Source organism: Mucilaginibacter phyllosphaerae (assembly GCF_004378255.1).
Classification (GTDB): domain Bacteria; phylum Bacteroidota; class Bacteroidia; order Sphingobacteriales; family Sphingobacteriaceae; genus Mucilaginibacter; species Mucilaginibacter phyllosphaerae.
In genome coordinates this window covers 796,489-817,470 of the sequence record NZ_SNQG01000001.1, presented here as the reverse complement: position 1 = coordinate 817,470, position 20,982 = coordinate 796,489, and the positions used below count along the sequence as shown (strand labels likewise).

Sequence of the window (20,982 nt, the reverse complement as noted above, 5' to 3'; positions counted from 1 at the left end):
AATGCTAACCAGGTTCTTTTGTTTAATTGTTTTTTTGGTTTTTGCCTATAACGGAGTTAATGCACAGCAGGCTGACCTGGTAAAATATGTGAACCCGCTGGCGGGTACCGCTACCAGCACTACGCCGTCGGCTTTAAAGCATGGTTCGGTAGAGGCCAATTTTGCCAACACTATACCATCGGTTTGTACCCCGCTTGCCATGACGCAGTGGACGGCGCAAACGCAGTTAACCGAAAAGAAATGCATTCCGCCTTACTACTATAAAGACAATGTATTTTATGGTTTCCGCGGTACGCACTGGATCAGCGGATCCTGCATGCAGGATTATGGCAGTTTAACCATTATGCCGGTTACAGGCAGGCTTAAGGTTACAGATAACGCATCTGAGTTTAATCATTCGGATGAATTGGCCACACCATACCTGTATCGCCTGAATTTGCCCGGATCAAAACTAACAGCGGCTGTAACAGCTACGCCCCGGTGCGGTATCATGCAGTTTACAGCCGCCGCCGCCGATAGCCTTTACCTGCTTATTACACCCAATAGCGATTTTGGAGAGGGTTTTATAAAGGTTGATGAAAAGCGTGGCGAGATCTATGGCTATAACCCTGTGCACCGCATATATCAGGGTTGGGGTAAGCCTGCCGGTTTCAATGGTTATTTTGTAATTAAAATAGACAGGGCTTTAAGCCGCTACGGCATGTTTGCCGGTAACAAGCTTATTGCCGGCGATAGTATCATATCCAAAAAAGATCTTGGCGTTTACATCGGGCTTAAGGTAGCCAAAGGCGAAAAGGTGAATGTGCGCGTAGGTACCTCCTTTAGCAGCATTGCAGGCGCCCGCAAAAATCTGGCTGCAGAAATACCCGGCTGGGATTTTGAGCATACCGTTTTACAGTGCAAAGCCGTATGGCAGCAGGCCTTAAAACAAATACAGGTTGCAACCCCAAACGAAGCTGATAAGCGTATTTTTTATACATCTTTTTATCATGCGCTGCAGCATCCACGGTTGTATAACGATATAGATGGTACCTACCCCATGTTTTCATCAGATCATCAGTTAGGTAAGCTGGCCTCGGGTAATTATTACGATGATTTTTCGCTTTGGGATATTTACCGGGCACAAATACCACTGCTGGAAATATTACAGCCAAAACTGGTAGATAACCTGGTGCAGTCGCTTATTTTAAAGGGTGTACAGGGCGGCTGGCTCCCCATCTTTCCCTGCTGGAACAGCTATACATCAGAAATGATCGGCGATCATACTACTTCTGTTATTACATCTGCTTATTTAAAAGGAATTAGCAGGGTCAACCTGCCACATGCTTATCGGTTAATGAGGCGTAACGCATTCGAATTACCCGCAAACAAAAGCGATTATATTGAAGGTAAGGGCCGCCGTGCGTTACACAGTTATCTGCAGTATGGATACATCCCCCAGGAGGATAGCGTAAAGGATGCATTCCATAAAATGGAGCAGGTGAGCCGTACGTTGGAGTATGCTTACGATGATTATGCCTTATCACTTCTGTCGAAAAAAATGGGCTTTACATCCGATTATACCATTCTGCAAAAACGGGCATTGAATTATAAAAATGTTTTCGACCTCTCAGTAAATTCCGTTAGGGCGCGCATGAAAGACGGCACGTGGTTAAAAGCATTTGATGCTGATAAAAAGCAAACCTACATAACCGAAGGTACACCCAGGCAGTACACTTTTTATGTACCGCAGGATGTGCCGGGTTTAGCCCGCCTGATGGGTGGCCGTGCAAAATTGGAACAAGCCCTGGACAGCATTTTTATAAAGAACGAGTACTGGCATGGTAACGAACCCGGCCATCAGATCCCCTTTATGTATAACTATACCGGCAGCAGCTGGAAAACACAGCAGCAGGTACACGCTATTTTGCAGAATGAGTATAGCGATGGGCCCGGCGGGTTGGGTGGTAATGATGATGCGGGGCAAATGTCGGCCTGGTATATGTTCGCTGCAATGGGCTTTTATCCGCTCAATCCAGTATCCGGCGATTATTTGCTGTGTTCGCCTGTGTTTAATAGCATCACCGTTAATTTGGCCAGGGGTAAAAAGCTTAAAATTATCTGCCATAAGCAATCCGGTAAGTCGCTGTATATATATCAGGTAAAACGGGATGGTAAGCTTTATCCTAAAAACTACATAACCTACAACCATATCATGAATGGCGGCATACTGGAGATCTATCTGCAGGATACCCCGGCAAAATCCTTGGGGAATAGCCCCGCCAATCAGCCGAAGGGTTTGGCTGCCATTAAATAGTATAATTTATCATGATGAATAAAAAGGCCATCCAGATTATAACCCTAATTGCGTTTATCCTGCTTGCAACGCATCATAACAGCTTTGGCGGGCAGGTACCAAGGGTATATAACATAATTGATTATGGCGCTAAAGCGGATGGTAAAACCAACAACGCTGCTGCATTAAAAAAGGCAATTGCGGCCTGCTCACGTGCAGGCGGCGGGCGGGTGTTGATACCAGCCGGCGGCACATACCTAAGCGGGCCGTTTGATCTTACATCGCATGTAGAATTTTATGTTGAGCCGGGCGCAAAGCTACTGGCGAGCCCCGATGAAAAGTTATATACCGAAAGCGCTTTCCGTGCCAATAAAGGCGAAGGGACGATTTGGATAGGCGGGAAGAACCTGGAAGATGTAACTATTTGCGGTGGTGGTATTATTGATGGCAACGGCATCTCGTTTATGGGTAAAGAACTGGATGATTCTTATGAGTTGAAGCCGTTTAATGTAATAGATCCGCGTCCGCATGTTTTAACGCTGATCAATTGCAGGCAGTTGCGCATCCGTGATCTCACCATTCGTAATTCGGCCTACTGGACCATCCATTTAGTTGGGTGTAACGATGTGGTGATTAGCGGGATAACACTTTTAAACAGTATCAAGATCCGCAATAGTGACGGGATTGACCTGGACCATAGCAAAAATGTGCGGATAAGCGATTGCTATATCGAATCTGGCGATGATTGTATCTGCCTTAAAAACAGGCGGGAATATCAGGAATATGGTGCCTGCGAAAATATTGTGGTAACTAACTGCACCATGACATCAAGCTCCTGCGCCATTAAAATAGGATCTGAGAATATGGACAGGATAAGCCACGTACTTATCAATAATTGCATCATTAAAAACAGTAACCGTGGCCTGGGCATACAAAACCGGGACGAGGGCACGGTAAACGATGTTGTTTTTTCAAATATTATTGTTGATGCTCATCTTTTTTCGGATGTATGGTGGGGCAAGGCCGAACCCATTTATGTTACAGCCTACCGCCGGGCTAACACAAATAATAAAGATGCCGGATGGCGCCTGCCGCCGGGCCAAACAGAGGGCAGGGTAGGCGTGGTGAAAAATATCTGGTTTAGCAACATCAAATGCCAAAGCGAGAACGGCGTTTACATCAGCGCAGAAACTGCAGACAAAGTAGCCAACATTTATTTTGACAATGTAGACCTGCGCCTGGATAAAACAACCGAACAGCCCGGCGGCGTTTATGACCGCCGCCCCGCCAATGTAGAAGGGCTCATCAAAGGCCGTACATCAGGCTTTTATCTGGATAAGGCAACAGATGTGCTGATTCGTAACAGCTCGATAAAATGGGGTGCAAAACGGCCCGCCTATTTTGCGCACGCTTTAGAAAGCCAGGGCGTAATTAACCTTAAAATAACCGGCCTTGATGGCGAGGCCGCTTTTCCTGATCTTTTAAAAATTGTACAGTAGCACCAGGTGCCATTGAAATTTGAAACGGCACCTTTTATCTTACTCCTATGAATAAAATGTATCTTAAAATCACTCAACCCGGCTTTTTTAAGTTGGTCATCAGCAGTTGTATGATGCTGCTGCTCGTTTTAACTTGCAGTAGGGTACAGGCCTTACCGATCCAGTCAGCTGTGTTATCCAGCCCGGATGGGAGGGTGCGTATCAACCTGCAGATCGTAAATAACGCATTAACCTATACGGTTACCTATAAAAATATCCCGGTTATTTTGCCGTCGGCATTAGGTATGGTAGTTAACGGGAAGGAATTTGGTGGTTGCAGGCAAATGGGTGTGCCTAAAAAATATACCATTAATAATACTTACGGTATTAACGGCGTACACAGTACCGCTGTTGATCATTGCAATGGCGCCAGGATTAGCCTGTTAGCTGATAATGCACCATTTATGCTGGATGTAAGGGCTTATAACACGGGAGTTGCCTTTAAATATATTATTAGTAATAATGGCGCAGGGGAGATCACTAAAGACAATACCCAATTTAAAATACCCGCAGGTACCGGGGTTTGGTATCAATCTAACATAAAATATTACGAGGGTAAGTACAGTAAAAAAGATATTGCCGACTTTAAAGCAGGCGATACGGCAGGCCCGCCGGTTACATTACAGCTGCCTGATGGAAAGGGTTACGCTGCAATAACCGAAGGTGGCCTGGTAGATTTTGCAGGTATGTCTTTAATAGCAGCAGGCAATAACAGCTTTGTAGCGAACCTAAGCGGCAGCACCAAAAAAACCGGTGATTTTGATACTCCGTGGAGGGTCATTGAAGTGGGCGCTGATTTAAATACACTGGTTAACTGTGATATTGTAACCAATGTTTCACCTCCTGCCAATGCAAAAGTATTTCCTAATGGCAACCTTACCAAGTGGGTTAAGCCTGGGCGCAGCGTGTGGTCATGGCTGGCCGAAAAGCAGGCAATTACGCTGGAGAATATGAAACATTTTAGCGACCTGGCCGCGGAGTTGGGGTTTGAATATAACCTGATTGACGAGGGTTGGGGCGACTGGAAAGATGGTACCCGTAATAATTGGGACATGATGAAGGAGCTGGTAGATTACTCTGCGAAAAAAGGGGTTAAAATATGGGTATGGAAGGCTTATCCCGACAGGAATGGCATAGCCGGAATTAATACTACCGCTAAAAGGCGTGAGTTTTTTAAAAAATGTAAAGACCTGGGCATTGCCGGTTTAAAGGTTGATTTTTTTGATTCGGAAGCGCAGGAGATCGTTGATTTTTATCAGGATGGTTTAAAGGAAGCCGCAAATTACCAGTTGATGATGAATTTTCATGGTGCTAACAAACCCACCGGAGAGAACCGCACCTGGCCGAATGAATTAAGCCGGGAAGCAATAAGGGGGCTGGAGAACAACGCACCCTGGGCGCCCGGAAACGTAACGCTGCCCTTTACACGCTTTTTAGCAGGCCCGGCAGATTTTACCCCCGTACACTTTGGCAACCGCATGGGCGAGGTTAGCTGGGCGCATCACGTAGCTACAATGGTGGTGTTCACGTCCCCATTTATGTGTGTAGGGGCCGACCCTCAAAGTATTTTAGATAATCCCTGCAAGGCAATGATAAAAAGCATCCCGCCAACCTGGGATGAAACCATTGTTTTACCGCAAAGCAAAATTGGCGAATTGGCTTTATACGCCCGCCGTAAAGGCAGTACCTGGTTTATAGCAGGGCTGAACGGTACAAGTGATAGTAAGGCAATAAGTATCAACTTCCCTTTTTTGAAAAAGGGAAGCTATCAACTTACACAACTGCAAGATAACCCGAACAAGCAGGCTGATGTAGTGATAGGCGCTGCCAGGATAACTGCAAATAAACCACTAAAGATAATGATGAATAAAAACGGGGGATTTGTAATGAGGTTGGAAAAAAGTCAATCATTTATAAAAAATCAACACCAGCTTAAATGAAAAATTACACATGGGTTTTGCAGTTGCTTTGCCTGCTTTTATTTTGTAATGCAAAGGCGCAAACAGCTAAAACAAGTAGAATAGTTTATCAGGATGCTGCAAAATATTTTCTTAACCCGCCCCCGGCTGCCCGGCCGGGTGTACTATGGATGTGGATGGGCTCGAATTTAAGCAAAGCGGGTATCCGAAAAGATCTGGAGGCCTTGAAGCAGGAGGGCTTTAACCGTACAACGATGTTTAGCCTGGCCGATGTTACTACGCCCTGGGCCGGCTCTATAGCAAACAGCCCCACGCCCGGATTAATATCATGGACGGAGCCCTGGTGGAAGATGGTACGCTATGCCGCGCAGGAGTCTAAGCGGTTAGGGATGGATTTTGGTATGTACAACGGGCCCGGCTATGAATCCAGCGGCGGCCCCTGGATAACGCCCGAACTTTCTATGCAGGAGGTATGCTGGTCTAAAACACCGGCAACCGGTAATAGCCGCATATCTGTAAAACTAAGCCGCCCAACTGTAAAATTGCGCGGGCATACCCCGTGGCCAATTCATAACCCAATTACAGGCGTAGCCGAAATACCGGACGTTGCCTCCAGGCAAACTTATTACAAGGATATTGCCGTTTTAGCTATGCCCGAAAAGGGAACGGTACTAACCAGCCAGGTGATCGATCTAACTAAAAATATGCAGCCCGATGGCAGCCTTAACTGGGATGCACCTGCAGGCAACTGGATCATTTACAGGTTTGGGCATACCACATCGGGTACGTTGATACAACCTGCACAATGGAAAGCAACGGGCCTGGAGTGTGATAAGATGAGCCAGCAGGCGGTTGATTTTCATCTTAACCATGTACTTGGCGAAATCAAAAAACATTTAGGCGATTTAATTGGCACAGGCTTTACCCATTTGCACTTTGATAGCTATGAGGCAGGTACCCCAACCTGGACACCCCAAATGCCCCGGGAATTTTTAAAAAGAAGGGGCTACAGTGTTACACCTTACCTGGCCACCTTTGCAGGACGGGTTGTTTGCGACGATAAATCAGATACCCTGAAATTTATCCGGGATTTTGATGCAACGGTTAAGGATCTTTATCGCGATATCTACTTCAATACCATATCAAAAAAAGTAAAAGCGGCCCACTTAACTTTTTTATGTGAGCCTTATGGCGGCCCATGGCGCCAAAACGAGATTATGCCGATGGTTGGTAAAGTGATGACGGAATTTTGGACGCACGGTGGCAAATATTCGCCGTATGAGCTGGATGAAACTGTAGCGGCTTTAAGAGGAGCAGGGCAAAATATTGTTGAGGCCGAAGCCTTTACCGGCGACCCAAGAGATAGTAAATGGGATGAAACACCGGCGTGGATAAAGCCAATGGGTGATGCTGCTTTTTGTGCCGGTGTTAACCGCCTTATATTGCACCGCTTTGTACAGCAGCCCTGGGATGATAAGTACCAGCCGGGGGCAACAATGGGGCAATGGGGTACACACTTTGATCGCACGCAAACCTGGTGGAAACCCGGTAAGGCCATGGTTGATTACTGGCAGCGCTGCCAGGCTTTATTGCAATGGGGCAAAATAGCCAAAACAGATAAAGACGATTTACTTTTTGCCGGTACGCAGGCCGGTAGCGCATTAAAATACATTCACCGTACAGATGGTAAAGCAGATGTGTATTTTGTTGCCAACACGGCTCATCAGCCCATAACGGTAACCTGTAATTTTAAAATTGCAGGCATGCAGCCCGAACTGTGGGACCCGGTAATTAAAACCATGCGCGATTTACCCCGGTTTGAAAGTAACCTAAACCGCACAACTATTACCATTGATTTTGATGACGCACAAAGTTTTTTTATTGTATTTCGCAAAAAGGCAGGGACATCGCTTACTGTAAATGAAAATTTCCCGTCTAAAAGCATAGTTCAATCCATAAATGGCCCATGGTCTGTTGGCTTTGATGCCAAATGGGGCGGCCCGGCCCGGCCCGTTGTTTTTACGGCGTTAGAAGACTGGACAAAACGTACCGAAGCCGGGATCAAATACTTTAGCGGTACAGCGGTGTACACTAAAAATTTTAATATCAATGAAAGCGATGTTAATGGCAAAGCCATAACCTATTACCTGGATCTGGGAGAGGTAAAGCATCTGGCCCGGGTAAAGATCAATAATAACGATTTAGGCGTTGTGTGGACTGCGCCATGGGGCATAAGTATCCCGGCAGGGATACTTAAAGCGCAAAACAATCAGCTTATAATCGAGGTGACCAACGTATGGGCTAACCGCCTTATAGGCGATGAGCAGGAGCCTGCTGATTGCGAATGGACACCCGGAGAATGGGGCGGCGCTTTCCTGAAGCAATTTCCTGATTGGTTTTTAAAAGGTAGTCCCCGCCCATCAAAAGGCAGGTATTGTTTTACTACCTGGAATTATTTCACCAAAAACTCACCTCTTATTTCGTCTGGCTTGATAGGCCCGGTTAGTTTAAAAAAGAATAAATAATATAATAATATAATAATATAATAATATGAAAAGGATTTTAATACTGTTTGTGGCCGGATTGGCCTGCCTTAGCAATTTAAAGGCACAAAGCCCTAATGCTTCTGATCCAAAGATGGAATGGTGGAAGAACGATAAGTTTGGTATGTTTATACACTGGGGGGTGTATGCTGTGCCTGCAGGCGTTTACAAAGGCAAACAAATACCGGATATTGGCGAGTGGATAATGAATAAAGCAAAAATACCTGTGGCTGAGTACCGGCAGTATGCAAAACAATTTAACCCCGACAAATACGACCCCGAGGCATGGGTACAGATGGCCAAAGATGCCGGGATGAAATACATTATCATTACCTCCAAGCATCACGATGGCTTCGCCTTGTTTGATTCTAAGGTAACGGATTGGGATATTGCAGGGGCATCACCTTATGGCAAAGATCTGCTGCGCCCGCTGGTGGATGCCTGCCATAAAGCAGGATTAAAAATCGGATTTTATTATTCGCAGGCACAGGACTGGACCAACCCGGGCGGTGCGGCCAGTGGTGGGCATTGGGATAAAGCGCAGGACGGTAGCTTTGATGCTTATCTGGATAACATAGCGGTGCCGCAGGTAAAAGAGATCTTATCAAACTATGGTGATATAGACATTTTATGGTGGGATACCCCGCAGGATATGACGCGGGAGCGGGCACAAAAGTTTGTGGATATTGTAAAGAAGTATCCTAAACTGATTACGAACAACCGCCTGGGCGGCGGGTTTGACGGCGATACCGAAACCCCCGAACAATTTGTACCTGCTACCGGTTTCCCCGGCCGTAACTGGGAATCTAACATGACCATGAATGATACCTGGGGATACAAATCTTATGACGAAAATTGGAAAACTACGCAAACGCTTATTCGTAATTTAGCGGATGTTGTAAGCAAAGGCGGTAATTTTTTACTGAATGTTGGTCCGGATTCGCATGGTCAGATCCCTCATCCAAGTATAGATCGGCTGGCCGAAGTTGGTAACTGGCTAAAAGTAAATAAGGAAGCTATTTATGGTACTACCGCAAGTCCGTTTCCATATTTATCATGGGGGCGGGTTACACGTAAAGGGCAAAAGCTTTATTTACATGTGTTTGATTATCCGGCAAACAGGCAGCTGATTGTACCGATGGGTAACAAGGTTAACGGTGCTTACTTACTTGCCGATGTACGCAAAAAGCCTTTAAAGGTGATGTCATCTGCTGGCCGCAGCATAATTAACTTGCCTGCTACAGCTCCTGATAAAAACAATACGGTTGTAGTTTTGCAATTTACCGGTGAGCCACAGGCTGCATTGTCGCCCGTTATTGGTAAGCAAGTGGTTGTATCTTCGCAAAAAGATGCTGCAAATGCAGGCAGGAATGCTGTAGATGCCAACCGGCTTACACGCTGGCAAGCTGCAAAAGGCGACCATAAAGGCAAGCTTGACGTAAACCTTGAAAAACCTGCGCTGATATCAACCATGATATTAGATGAGCCGTGGCATCCCTGGGAAAATAAGAAACAGCAACTGGAATTGCAATACAAGCAAGGCGACACCTGGGTAAGCATTCTTAAAACGGTTACCGGCGGTAGTGGCTCTGTAGTTAATTTTAAGCCTGTAACGGGGCAGTACTTCCGCTTGCTGATAGAAAACCAAGCAATGGAGCCGGTGGTTTGCGAGTGGCAGTTATACGGCCCAGAATAAGCTATTAACCGTTAGCATTAATTAGGGCTGAATTATTATAAAACCTGCATACACACTTGCAGGTTTTATTTTATCATTGGTATTTATATAACGGCAAAAACAGCAATGCTTGCGAATATTTTAAACTGCTGGTGTTTGCGGGTAATATGTTATACTGTCAGGCAAAGTGATGGAAACTAAAAAAGAATTATCGTAAGCTGTAATGTTTAAATAGCCACTATGCGCATCAATAATTTGCTTACAGAGCCATAGCCCTAAACCGGCACCTGAATTTAAGGAGCGGTTGGTAGTGAATGCATCTGTTAAGCTTTGCGCTGTGAGTTGCTTCTCCTTAGTTTTGTTTTTAAAAGTTATATTTAAGTTTGATGATTCCTGCTTTACTTCACAAATCACCTCCGAACCACTTTCTGCATATTTTAAAGCATTTTGCAGCAAATTTTGCCAAACTACTTCCAGCATATCATTGTCACTATGCACTTCAAAACTTTTTATATCTGTGGCAAAGTGCAGGGTGGTTTTTATTTGCAGCCGTTGGGCTAAAAACCGGTTACGCGTAAATACCCTAAGCAGTTGGTCTGATAGGTCTGCAGGTTTTTTGTTGATAGCCAGCCCCTGATGTTTAAACTGGCTGATGAGTAAAAACTGTTCAACGATCTCCTGCAAACGGTTAATTTCTTCCAGGTGACTGATAAAGAGGTTTCGGTTGTCGGTATGGGTGCTTTTGCTCAGGTAAAGCTCTGTTTCTGCCTGCAGGTTGGCTAACGGGGTACGTAATTCATGAGATGCCGCTGCAAAGAAATTATTTTGCAATTGCTGCTCATCGGCAATGCGTGCTATCATGGAATTAATAGTTTCGGTAAGTTGCTGCAATTCGTCATGCGTTTGTGATACCTTTAACCTTGTGCTTAAGCGGCTGGTGTTTATTTCGGCAGCTTCGTTAGCTATTAAACGTATTGGTTTAAGTAACCAACCTGCTGCCAGATAAGCTGTAACAGCACTTATGAGCACACTGGCAAGTGTTGCTGCTATCATTAAAAAAGAAAGATGATTTAACTTTTTAACCAACTGTGTATTGGATACGGTTAAAAATAATTCTACGGGGCGGCCATCAGCGTATTCATTCTTTAAATAAACGCCATGTTGCCCCAGGCTATCTGTTAAGCCGGATTGGTAAGGAACGGATAATTGAGCAATAATTCCGGGCGATTGGAAAACAACTACCGGAAGATTATTATTATCATGATAAAACACCCGTATTGATTCGCCAGAATCAGGCAAAGCAATCAGATCAGGGTTGATCTCTGTGCGATTAATAATAGTTTTAGCCCTATTATACAGGTACTTATTATAGTTGCCTATATAGGCTTCCTTAAAGTAGCGGTAAACTACATTGCTGAAAATTACATTAATAACAATGAATACTACACTAAATACCAATGCTATCTTAAACTTAAGCCCTTTATAAAAATATCGGCGCATAATATTTAGCTGATTGTTTTTAAAGTATAGCCACGATTAATAACCGTTTGTATATGATGGTGCTCAAACCCCTCGTTGATTTTTTTACGCAATTGATACAGATGAACTTCAATCACATTACTGCCGGGGTCAAAACTCATGTTCCACACTTTATCTAATATCTGTGTTTTGGTTATCACTTTATCCGGGTTCAACATCAGGTATTCCAACAACAAAAACTCCCGATTGCTCAGGCTTATCTGTTTTTCATCGCGTTTTACCTGGCGGGTATGTAAATCAATCTCCAGGTCGTTTACTCTTACTCTTGCGGTGCTTTTTGGCGTTTGCTGGCGCTGCAAAACCCTTACGCGGGCCAGCAGTTCCTGCATTTCAAACGGTTTTTTCAAGTAATCATTAGCGCCTGCATCCAGCCCTTTAATGATCTGGTCTGTAGTGCCTAAAGCACTAATCATAATTACCGGCACATGGTTGTCAAATGCACGCAGGTTTTTTAAGATATCAAAACCATTTTGCGAAGGTAGCATCAAGTCCAGTAGAATGAGGTCGTAGTTATTTATCATTGCACTTTGTAGTCCCGCTGTTCCGTCCGTTTCGTGGTCAGTAACATATCCGGCCTGCTCTAATGCCATTTTTATAAAGCCGGCCAGTTTAACTTCATCTTCTATCAGTAATATCTTCATTTACAAACTCGGTATCGGATATAAATTATTGCTGCACAGAAATGTTTTCTGTACAGCAATAACAAAGGGGTTATCTAACTAAATATGCCTGTCCTTTAATGGTTAAGGTTTGCGCCCTAATCATGGTAATGCTTTGGCTGTAAACAACGCCTGGCCGTTTAGGTTCTAAAAATCCGTTTACAGTTACCTTTTCGCCCGCTTTAAGCTGGCTGTTTAGTTGCCTGGCAATATGAGGCGGTATCCCTATTCTTTCGCCGGATGAAAGGGTAAAGCCATTAACATCTTTATTTGGCGAATAGTTTAATTCTTTTACAGTAGCAGTAATGTTTTTTTGTTGCTGCGCTGTGGGCACATGCGGTGATAATGGCGGTGCATCTGCAATAGTGCTGCCATTGGCATCCAAACTAACCAAGCGAAATTCTTTTTTACTTTCGGGATTGGTGCGTTCAAAACCGGTTATTGTTACAGCCGTTCCGTTTTTTGCCCTGGCGAATATCTGTTCGCCCAAATGTGGCGGAAACATCACGGCAATTGTACCACTATTGGTTTTAACAGACAGACCGTTGTATTCAAAACGATCATTAGCTATTGAGCCTGCTACTATACCTTTTACTGTAGTTAGTTTTAACGCTTCTTCTGCCTGTGGCCCTTTATCGTCACCCGGCCTCTGACCATGCTTTGGCGGGCGGGGTAGCTTTTGCTGGCCACTTGCCAAAAGCTCGGGTTTACCGGGTGCCGGTGCTGGCGGTGGGGTTATTTCTTGTGCATTTGCTGCATAGGCGCCGGTTAGTAATAATGTTGTTAACCAGATTTTATTCATTTGATTTTTCATGATTTTAATAATTTATACCTCAAAAGTATAAGCACCTGATAAGCTGCGGATGAATACCAAATTAATTTTTCTTCATATATAGCCAGTAGCTAAACGTTGTTTTATGCATTTAGTTTATGCGTAACAAGGCGTCGGTTATTTAGATAATTGATATTTAAATAACCTTTGTAATTTAAGGTTGCGCCTGCTTTTGTAACGAAAAGATGATAACTGATTTACACGTGATGAGTTGCGGCACTAAAAGCTAATTATACATAGCCTTTAATTTTAGATATAAATATGTGTGAAGACAATTAGTGTTGCTTGTTGCGGGTATTGATACTTAAAACTGTAGAAGATTGTTTAAACAATCACAAATTCATATAATAAAAAAGCCTCTCTAATTTCTTAGAGAGGCTTTTTAAGTGATCCCGCTGGGACTCGAACCCAGGACCCCAACATTAAAAGTGTTATGCTCTACCAGCTGAGCTACGGAATCAACTTTTAACTTTTTCGATAATATATCGTTTCCGTTTAAAGTGGTGCAAATATAGGATTAATAGATATATGCTGCAAGTCTATTTTAAATTTATTTTGAAGTATAAAATAAGAGCTTCATTGTCAGTAACTAAAATTTAAGAATTCCTATTTTGCCGCCATCTCCTGCCAATAAAACAAGATTGCCTTTCTTCGCCTTGCGGCAAACGTTATAACTAACGCCATCAATTTTGCGCCATGTTTTGCCACCATCATTAGTTATATTACTGCCGGGTGTGCCTGTAGACAAGAAGGTATCACCAGAAATATATTCCACACAAGACTGAAAACCTGCCGGGCCAATAACAGGTGTGTTGTTTTTAAATTTGCTTTTTTGTTGCGGAACTATATATGCTACAGAATCCGTTTGCTTATCTTTTGTATAATCTCCGCCTGTAATCACAGTTTGATGGCGGCCATAAGCTATAGAAAATGCGCCGCGACTTGCAGCGCCGTTAGTAAGCGGCAAAGGTTTATCAACCCAACTATTATTTTTAACCGGTGATATTAATAAGCGGCTATAGCTTCCACCGGTAACTATAGTTATAAGGCCGTTTACTCTCAAACAGGTTCCGCTTGCAGCGAAAGCACCTTCGTCTTTTAATGCAGCAGGAGGGTTTATAGCAGAATGCCAGGTGTTTCCGCCATCAATAGTTTCTAATAGCAAAAATTTGCCATCAATTGGGTCGCCTAATACAAAACCATGCTTTTTATCAATAAAATCGGTTGCATCTAAAAAATAAGCAACGTCTGTTTTTTTGAATTTAACAGACCAGGTTATTCCGCCATCAACTGTTTTTAAAATGTACGCGGGCGAACCGGAGCTAATTATGACCGCTTCTTTATCAGAAAAAGCTTCGATATCCCTGAATTCAGATTGCTCGTATCCCTTAATTTGCTGCCATGCCCAATTGGTACCGCCATCGGTAGTTATAGCTATTGTACCTTTGCTGCCACTTACCCATGCTACGTTATTATTAACAACAGACAAGCCACGAATACTGGTTGCCCTGCCTTGTTGTAAATTATAGATGTTTTGTGCTTTTAAACCTGTAGAAAAGAATATCAACAATGCTATAAATAATGTTTTTTGTTTCATACCGTTTGGTTATGCCTTGTTATATGGGTGTCCGAAGTTACCCTTTGAAATCAGCTTTACAAAACCGGCACTTATTTTTCTATTTATTTTTAGCCACATTGCTTAAAACCATTATATTTGCATCCTTGTAAAAGCCCGGATGGCGAAATTGGTAAACGTTGCGGTCTCAGAAGCCGTTGAGAATTGTCTCTTGAGAGTTCGAGTCTCTCTTCGGGCACATCCATTAAGTCTTAAGCCTGCAGTTAAAGTTGTAAAGACCGAAACTGCTGACTTAAGACTTTATTTTTAATAAAGCCCGGGTGGCGAAATTGGTAGACGCACCATCTTGAGGGGGTGGCATTCGTAAGGATGTACGAGTTCGAATCTCGTCTCGGGCACAAAGTATTAACTGTTTATTTACGTTTGTTTAAATAAATAGGGACATATAATTATGTTTCTTGCTCTTCGGTTACAATTACTCCAAATAAGTTACTAAAGCCAAGTACCAGTATATCAACCGATTTTAAAGCAAGGATCACCTCTACCTTTATTTCATTTGTTATAATGGTAGTGGATTCTACCCAGAAAGATGCAACTGTGGTAAGTATAGCAACAGACCGGAATAGCCATGTTGCCCATATTGGTTTTGGGGCATTAATGGCGCCAAATTTTGTAATGCTGCTCATATATTTACTTTTTTAAATTCATCCATAGTATTGTAAGCAGCGGCTAATCTGCTATCGTATCGGTATTGCCTGTAATTTTCGCCATTATAATAATAAGCTACTTTTTGCCAGTTCTTTGCTTTTAAGGCCTTATCTAAAGCGGGGACTGTCTTTATCCATTTTATAGCAAGTAATACCTGGTTATATTCATCTGCTTTAGCAAAATCCCACATTTGGCCTACGGTATTAAAACCAAGGGCAGCATAATGGAAGCCCATTAGTTGCATCATGCCAATAGATGTGCTTTTCATAGCAGCATCAGCATCACTTGCAAAAGCATTATTAAAAGCTTTCCATTCTGCCGTTTGATCACCAACTGTATTGGATTGCCAAATAACATGTTTGGTATCATTCTGCCAATCCTTTTTTAAGCGTTTAAACCATGCCGGTTCAAATTGTATGATAAGTTTACCTGTAACCGGAGAAAAGCCATGTTGCCCACTCTCTATCTGAATAATAGCTTTTAAAGCCTTATAATTATAGCCATGGCTTGTTGCCAACTCAAATATCTGAGCCTCAGTCAAAGTTTTATTCATGAAATATTAGTTTAAGGCAAGCAAACAGTTTTGTTGTTGCCGGTGGTTTATTTGTCGGATCGACAAAGGGGAAGGATTATTTTTCCTGGCGGATAGATCTGTTCAGTTGCTCTACATTATGTTGCAGGACCGTAACCTCGTTCTCTAAAACTTTAAGGCGAATATCATTGATCCTATTCTGTGATTCCTGATTGGAGCGAATCTCGTGTACATCGCCCTTTAGTTCGAAATATGTTGCCATAACCGATGCCACAATGCTTGCCGTACTAAAAATTGTGACAATGATATTTTTGATAGTGATGCCTTTAAGCTGTCGGTGTTCGATGGATGTCATAGTAGAGGAGGTAAAGGATTGTAAATGTTAAAGGAGTAAGATGGACGCAGATTTAATTATCCTCTAGATGCAAGAGGTTGTTATTATTTGTTATTTTTGGATTATAAAGTACAGCAAAGCAGTATATGAATATTAAAAAAATTATACCAAATAAAGTTAAACAAGAAGGTAAATACTTGCTTTATAAATTGTTGAAAATGCCTTATAACCGTGCTGGTGTGCCTGTTGAAATTATCAAATTTCTGCCGAATAATAAGCCTATTAATTTAGTTGACATTGGGGCATCTAATGGCAAGTTTACCGGTATAATAAATGAATATTATAAAATAAACAGGGCGGTTTTAGTAGAGCCTATTGCCGAGCTTAAACCTATATTAGAGAGTAAGTTTCCTGATCGGTCACGATTTTATGTTGAAAATGTTGCTATTTCAGAAACAACTGGCCATGTTGATTTTTACCACTTTGCAAAAGATGCTAATGTTTTAAGTTCTATGCTTAAAGTAAAAGATGGTTTTTTTGACCCCAATTTAGCAGAACCTATTAAGGTTAGGGTTCAATCAGATACACTTGACAATGTTTTAACTAAAGCAAATCTTGATGACGTTGATTTGTTGAAAATTGATGTTCAAGGTGCTGAACACTTGGTTTTAAATTCAGCCCCCAAATCCTTAAAAAACACGCGTTTGGTTTACACAGAATTTTCTTACAAACCAATGTATGAGGGTTCATCAACATTCTTTGACTTGTATAAAATATTAATCGAAAGCAATTTTAGACTTGTTAGCACTACGCCTATCTGGACAAACCTAGATGGTGAAATTATACAAGGCGACGCACTTTTCGTAAACAACTTGTGATTATAGCGATGCTTACAAACGCTTTTCTATAATCTCAAAGCTGTAAAAAGGATAGTCAATCAATTCCAAAGCAAATCCCTTTATTATTGTCAGCTCGTTAACGATTTTTTCTTTGTCATTCGGCTCAAATTCAATAGCAAATCCTACTAATCGTGTCGTTTCGTTGAATGTCGGAAGATCATTACTTACTTCGAAAAATTCAATTCCTGCACATTTTAATTCGGTCACCTCATTTAGCTCTTGCAAACCGGCCCCTGAATAAGTAAAGGTTTTAATATTATTCCCCCTGAAATATTCCCCCTGATCATAAATAGCCTCATTATAAACAACAGACTGGTCCCCGGTAACATAATAAAGTAAACCGTAAGTAATTTCGCCGGTTAGAACATTATAAGCCATGGTTAAGGTCTTAAGTTGTTAGCACGTATTGTAAATCTTAATTTTATAAATTTAGCATTTATTGGAAACTCATTATTAGAATTTCTAATATAGCCTGGATCGCCATTCCCTCTTATGATCTCGCCATTACGGCTATTGTTAGCATTATTAGTTTTGGGGGGTAGGCCAAATTCAAAGTGATTAAAGGCTTCTGTCGTAAACGGCTGTACATCACTTAATCTCATTTCAACGGTGTGGCGTTGGGGAGCTTCTAAAATTTCGCGCAATACACCACCAGTTGTCGTTGTGAAAATATTTTGTCCGGTTACGGTTGTAAATCTTTGTCCCGCTGTATAAATAGCCGAATTATAATTTACCCCACCGTATTCAACAAGGTAGGTGGCAGGTATAGTTAATATATCACCGGCTAATATAGTTGTTGCCGAGAGGTCGGCTATACTATCGATATATTGCCCATTTCTATCTGCATTAAAGCAAATATTAGGAATAGATTTTAACTCCCTGCCTAAAGTATTCTCAATTACTTTGGTTTCTATAACTGCATCAATATTGGGGTTAGTAAGCGTAATGCTATCATCCGCTATAGTACAATTAACCGCTGTAGAAAAATCAAAGTCCCCATTTGCTTCTAAGGCTCTTATTTTTAAACCGTAAGCTATTGAACGAGCGCCCAAATAAGTGCCGAAATAGGATAGATTTTTAGCTGGACTACTAAAATTTAAGGTGAAATCTCCAATTGCAGAATTATTAAAGACTGGATCGGCTATTACACACTTTGAAAATGGATTGACAGCTGACGGATACGCGGATGTGAAAGCTGCTTGAAGCAACTCAATTGTTGCATAATTATTATAACCTATTGGAACAGTTGGATATACGCCGCCGCCGGTTCCTAATGCAGGAAATTTAAAATTGCATTTGAAAAACAGGGCATATTGAGTATTTATGGTTGCGCTATTAGTTGATATATTACAATGTGAAAAAATGTTATTATATGACGTCGGCGGTGATGTTTCAGCAGTGTTTTTTATAGTGAGGTTACCGCACTTATAGAATGTGCAGCTTTTACAAAGTTTATTATTAGCAATAGTTAATTCTCCAAAAAAATTTGATAATATGCAGTTTATCAAATTTTGGCCAGCAACTGTATCTCCTCCGTCAGTTTGTACTGGGGCGCAACCATTAAAGTTGCAATCAGTAAAAGTGGCAGCCGTATCTCCGTTATTTCCTATACGAGAACTTCCCGACCCTGTAAAACTAATATTGTAAACCCAATTCCTTGTAGAGCCTAGTATGGTAGAACCCGTAAAAGACACGTCAAAGGTAACATCACCATCTCCAACTAGTTTGATAGAGTTACCTAAGACTAAACCACTTTCACGGTAAACACCGCCACCAACTATAATAATATTACTACCTGATACTATTCTATTTGCATAAACTATTGTTCTAAAAGGTTTTTGCCTGCTACCATTCCCTGTATCATCATTGCCATACAAGGCGACATAACAAGCATCTGGTGGTCTTACATCATCTGCAGATGGGCTTATTTCTATTCCGTATTTATTCGCTACTCCGGGGCGATATGCCCAATTATATGTTGCACTCATGATTAATTATCTTGACATTTAAGTTTGATGTTACAGCTGGCGTTAAATTGATCTGTGTATGTATAGGTTATAAAAACGCGGTCGCCTGCAGCATAGTGGAAAGGGTAAGATTGTGTTGTCGAGGCATAGCTGCCGGCTATGCCGATTTTTAACTTTACATTGGTTGCGCCGCTTAATAAAACACTATTTATCTGCCCGGCAAATTCCATTAGCAACGAAACTTCGGTTAAACTAACGGGATTGATCTGATAGCTTACCTTCTTTTTTTCGTCGAGGATTAATGCAATGGTTTTTAGTGATGTCATCGCTTTGGTATCCTCTGTGCGTGCAAGGGCCTGAGTTAATGTGGCTAAGGCAACGATACCTGCAGTTGCTTCTGTAGCAGTCAATATTTCTCCACCCCCTCCGCCACTTCCCGCATCCACCCAACCTGTATCATAATCATCGTCACTAATTTTGGCTAAAACTTGCCCGGTGATTCCGCCGTTTTTAATGCCTGGCCCGGCATCACCTTTTGGGCCTGTTAACCCAATTGCACCATTATTTCCATCCGGACCTTTTGCCCCCGCATCTCCCTTGTCACCTTTTGCTCCTATTGCGCCGGTAGGTCCTGCTGGTCCTTGCAATCCGGGTTCACCTTGCTCGCCTTGTATCCCTACTATTGGTACCCCGTTGCCCCAAATACCTGCCGTTTTAGGGCCAAATAATAGCAGACTATTGGTGTTAAGATAAAAATCGCCATCTGTGCCGGTTGAGTTGGACGGGTTAGCGGTTCCGCTTAAAATTGTTTTGCCATTTGCGCCCGTTAAACCGGTATCTCCTTTATCTCCTTTAGGGCCTTGCGGGCCGGTTTGCATAGAAAATACCTGCAACCATGCGTTGTTGGATTTTTTATAGAAAATGCCGGTATCTATGTTAATATAGGTGTCGTTATTGCCGCCGGTTACTGTGCCGGGGATGCCAGATCCGTACAGCACGGTTCCATCTTTTTGATCGCCCGGAGAGGGGAGTGTGTACTTAATAACCCAGCTACCTGATATTTTTTGGCAGAAAGTGCCAGATAAAGTATTGATAAAAAGATCGCCGTTTTTACCGCTGTTATTTTGTGGCATTATTGTACCGAAGGAAATGGCTACTCCACTATTGACACCCGAATTAACAAACTCCAGCAGGCTGGTAAAGCTATATTGATAATCGACACCATTACGCACCAGTACCGAAACATCGGCAGCAGATACAGCCTGTGTAACCGGTAATTCACTTATTTTTTTGTCTGTTGCCATTAGTTTAAAAAGTCGGTTATGAAAAAATGGTTAGTGCTAAGGGTATCTGCCGGAAAGTTGAAATCTGTTTTATCAACCGCGCGGATCCGGGGACCTGCCTGCCTGCTTGTTTTATTTTTATGATTGTAATGCCAAACCGGGAAACTATCCTGATGGTCTATTAAAAAACGCTCAGTTTCGTTAGCATAAGCATTAGCAGTACTGCGTTGCTGCTGTACCAGCTTTACAATATCTTTTGCAGGCAAGGCATCTGCGTTATCATAACGTTTGGTAACCGGCCCTGTGGCGGTATAATGTACTGAGTCGGTTTCTATAAAGCGGGCAAAGGTAAAGTAGGCTAATACCGGTTGCAAACCCTGGTATAGTACAATGTGGCCGGCTTCGTCTAAATATTCACAGCCGTTCAGCAAATCTTTGTAATGCTGTGAGGCATCATCCTTTAAATTACCATCTTCATCTAATTGTTTAATCAGATCGTAATATAATATATAGCCTAAAAAGGGTTTTAAGTCCAGTTCCTGGGCTTTCTGGATGAACACTTTGATGCGTTCGGGCTTTATGTTTGCTGCAATATCCTCGTATCGTTGCAGGATAGTTGGGGTAATTAAAGTAGCCAACCGGGCCCCGGAAGGGGGAGTTGTTGAATTGTTATTGTCCATAAATGTATAGGTAAAATGGTAAA

17 protein-coding genes and 3 tRNA genes are annotated in these 20,982 nt (G+C 42.4%); 8 read left to right on the top strand and 12 right to left on the bottom strand.

What is annotated here, in order from left to right; all coding sequences use genetic code 11:
* The first annotated feature begins 1 nt into the window (after position 1).
* The 5 genes from E2R65_RS03470 to E2R65_RS03450 are packed head-to-tail and all read left to right on the top strand — an operon-like array spanning position 2 to position 9,971.
* On the top strand, positions 2-2,296 hold the full coding sequence (locus tag E2R65_RS03470) for a GH92 family glycosyl hydrolase (RefSeq protein ID WP_134335073.1): 2,295 nt from the start codon (positions 2-4) through the stop codon (positions 2,294-2,296).
* An 11-nt stretch (positions 2,297-2,307) separates the two neighbouring features.
* A complete protein-coding gene (locus E2R65_RS03465) occupies positions 2,308-3,774 on the top strand; it encodes a glycoside hydrolase family 28 protein (protein ID WP_229704604.1) in 1,467 nt (488 codons plus the stop codon).
* Between the two features lie 47 nt (positions 3,775-3,821).
* On the top strand, positions 3,822-5,753 hold the full coding sequence (locus E2R65_RS03460; protein ID WP_134335072.1) for a glycoside hydrolase family 97 protein: 1,932 nt from the start codon (positions 3,822-3,824) through the stop codon (positions 5,751-5,753).
* Positions 5,750-8,257 carry a glycosyl hydrolase gene (locus tag E2R65_RS03455; RefSeq protein ID WP_134335071.1) on the top strand — a complete coding sequence of 836 codons (2,508 nt, stop codon included), beginning with the start codon at positions 5,750-5,752 and terminating at the stop codon, positions 8,255-8,257. Before E2R65_RS03460 ends, E2R65_RS03455 begins: the two co-directional genes overlap by 4 nt.
* Positions 8,258-8,282: 25 nt before the next feature.
* Complete coding sequence (locus E2R65_RS03450; RefSeq protein WP_134335070.1) at positions 8,283-9,971, top strand: alpha-L-fucosidase; 1,689 nt, start codon at positions 8,283-8,285, stop codon at positions 9,969-9,971.
* Between the two features lie 120 nt (positions 9,972-10,091).
* Here E2R65_RS03450 and E2R65_RS03445 read toward each other — a convergent pair whose 3' ends face one another.
* The 5 genes from E2R65_RS03445 to E2R65_RS03425 form a co-directional block, all read right to left on the bottom strand.
* Complete coding sequence (locus E2R65_RS03445; protein ID WP_134335069.1) at positions 10,092-11,450, bottom strand: HAMP domain-containing sensor histidine kinase; 1,359 nt, start codon at positions 11,448-11,450, stop codon at positions 10,092-10,094.
* A 5-nt stretch (positions 11,451-11,455) separates the two neighbouring features.
* Positions 11,456-12,130 (bottom strand): response regulator transcription factor, encoded by a 675-nt coding sequence (locus E2R65_RS03440; RefSeq protein WP_134335068.1) that lies wholly within the window; start codon positions 12,128-12,130, stop codon positions 11,456-11,458.
* A gap of 70 nt (positions 12,131-12,200) precedes the next feature.
* Positions 12,201-12,962: a hypothetical protein gene (locus tag E2R65_RS03435; RefSeq protein ID WP_158285208.1), complete on the bottom strand. Its 762-nt coding sequence runs from the start codon at positions 12,960-12,962 to the stop codon at positions 12,201-12,203.
* Positions 12,963-13,367: 405 nt separating this feature from the next.
* A tRNA-Lys gene (locus tag E2R65_RS03430) sits at positions 13,368-13,440 on the bottom strand.
* 129 nt (positions 13,441-13,569) lie between these two features.
* A complete protein-coding gene (locus tag E2R65_RS03425; protein ID WP_134335066.1) occupies positions 13,570-14,577 on the bottom strand; it encodes a WD40/YVTN/BNR-like repeat-containing protein in 1,008 nt (335 codons plus the stop codon).
* A gap of 133 nt (positions 14,578-14,710) precedes the next feature.
* Between E2R65_RS03425 and E2R65_RS03420 the strand changes: the two genes are divergently transcribed.
* Positions 14,711-14,794: transfer RNA gene (locus E2R65_RS03420), tRNA-Leu, on the top strand.
* Positions 14,795-14,870: 76 nt separating this feature from the next.
* Positions 14,871-14,954, top strand: a tRNA-Leu gene (locus tag E2R65_RS03415).
* A 51-nt stretch (positions 14,955-15,005) separates the two neighbouring features.
* On the opposite strand, the gene E2R65_RS03410 is transcribed toward E2R65_RS03415, so the two are convergent.
* The 3 genes from E2R65_RS03410 to E2R65_RS03400 all read right to left on the bottom strand — a co-directional run bounded on the left by E2R65_RS03410 (position 15,006) and on the right by E2R65_RS03400 (position 16,151).
* On the bottom strand, positions 15,006-15,242 hold the full coding sequence (locus E2R65_RS03410; protein WP_134335065.1) for a hypothetical protein: 237 nt from the start codon (positions 15,240-15,242) through the stop codon (positions 15,006-15,008).
* On the bottom strand, positions 15,239-15,817 hold the full coding sequence (locus tag E2R65_RS03405; RefSeq protein WP_134335064.1) for an N-acetylmuramidase family protein: 579 nt from the start codon (positions 15,815-15,817) through the stop codon (positions 15,239-15,241). Before E2R65_RS03405 ends, E2R65_RS03410 begins: the two co-directional genes overlap by 4 nt.
* Positions 15,818-15,893: 76 nt before the next feature.
* The gene (locus E2R65_RS03400) at positions 15,894-16,151 is read right to left on the bottom strand and encodes a hypothetical protein (RefSeq protein ID WP_134335063.1); all 258 of its coding nucleotides are present in this window, start codon (positions 16,149-16,151) and stop codon (positions 15,894-15,896) included.
* Between the two features lie 125 nt (positions 16,152-16,276).
* Between E2R65_RS03400 and E2R65_RS03395 the strand changes: the two genes are divergently transcribed.
* Positions 16,277-17,008: an FkbM family methyltransferase gene (locus tag E2R65_RS03395; protein ID WP_134335062.1), complete on the top strand. Its 732-nt coding sequence runs from the start codon at positions 16,277-16,279 to the stop codon at positions 17,006-17,008.
* Positions 17,009-17,020: 12 nt separating this feature from the next.
* Here E2R65_RS03395 and E2R65_RS03390 read toward each other — a convergent pair whose 3' ends face one another.
* From E2R65_RS03390 to E2R65_RS03375, 4 genes are read right to left on the bottom strand one after another with little or no spacing between them, the layout of a single operon-like run.
* A complete protein-coding gene (locus tag E2R65_RS03390) occupies positions 17,021-17,407 on the bottom strand; it encodes a hypothetical protein (protein ID WP_134335061.1) in 387 nt (128 codons plus the stop codon).
* Positions 17,408-17,409: 2 nt separating this feature from the next.
* On the bottom strand, positions 17,410-19,017 hold the full coding sequence (locus E2R65_RS03385; RefSeq protein WP_134335060.1) for a hypothetical protein: 1,608 nt from the start codon (positions 19,015-19,017) through the stop codon (positions 17,410-17,412).
* A gap of 2 nt (positions 19,018-19,019) precedes the next feature.
* Complete coding sequence (locus E2R65_RS03380; RefSeq protein WP_134335059.1) at positions 19,020-20,300, bottom strand: collagen-like domain-containing protein; 1,281 nt, start codon at positions 20,298-20,300, stop codon at positions 19,020-19,022.
* Positions 20,300-20,959, bottom strand: coding sequence for a DUF6712 family protein (locus tag E2R65_RS03375; protein ID WP_134335058.1), 660 nt, complete (start codon positions 20,957-20,959; stop codon positions 20,300-20,302). The genes E2R65_RS03380 and E2R65_RS03375 overlap by 1 nt, the downstream gene beginning before the upstream one ends.
* Between the last annotated feature and the right edge of the window lie 23 nt (positions 20,960-20,982).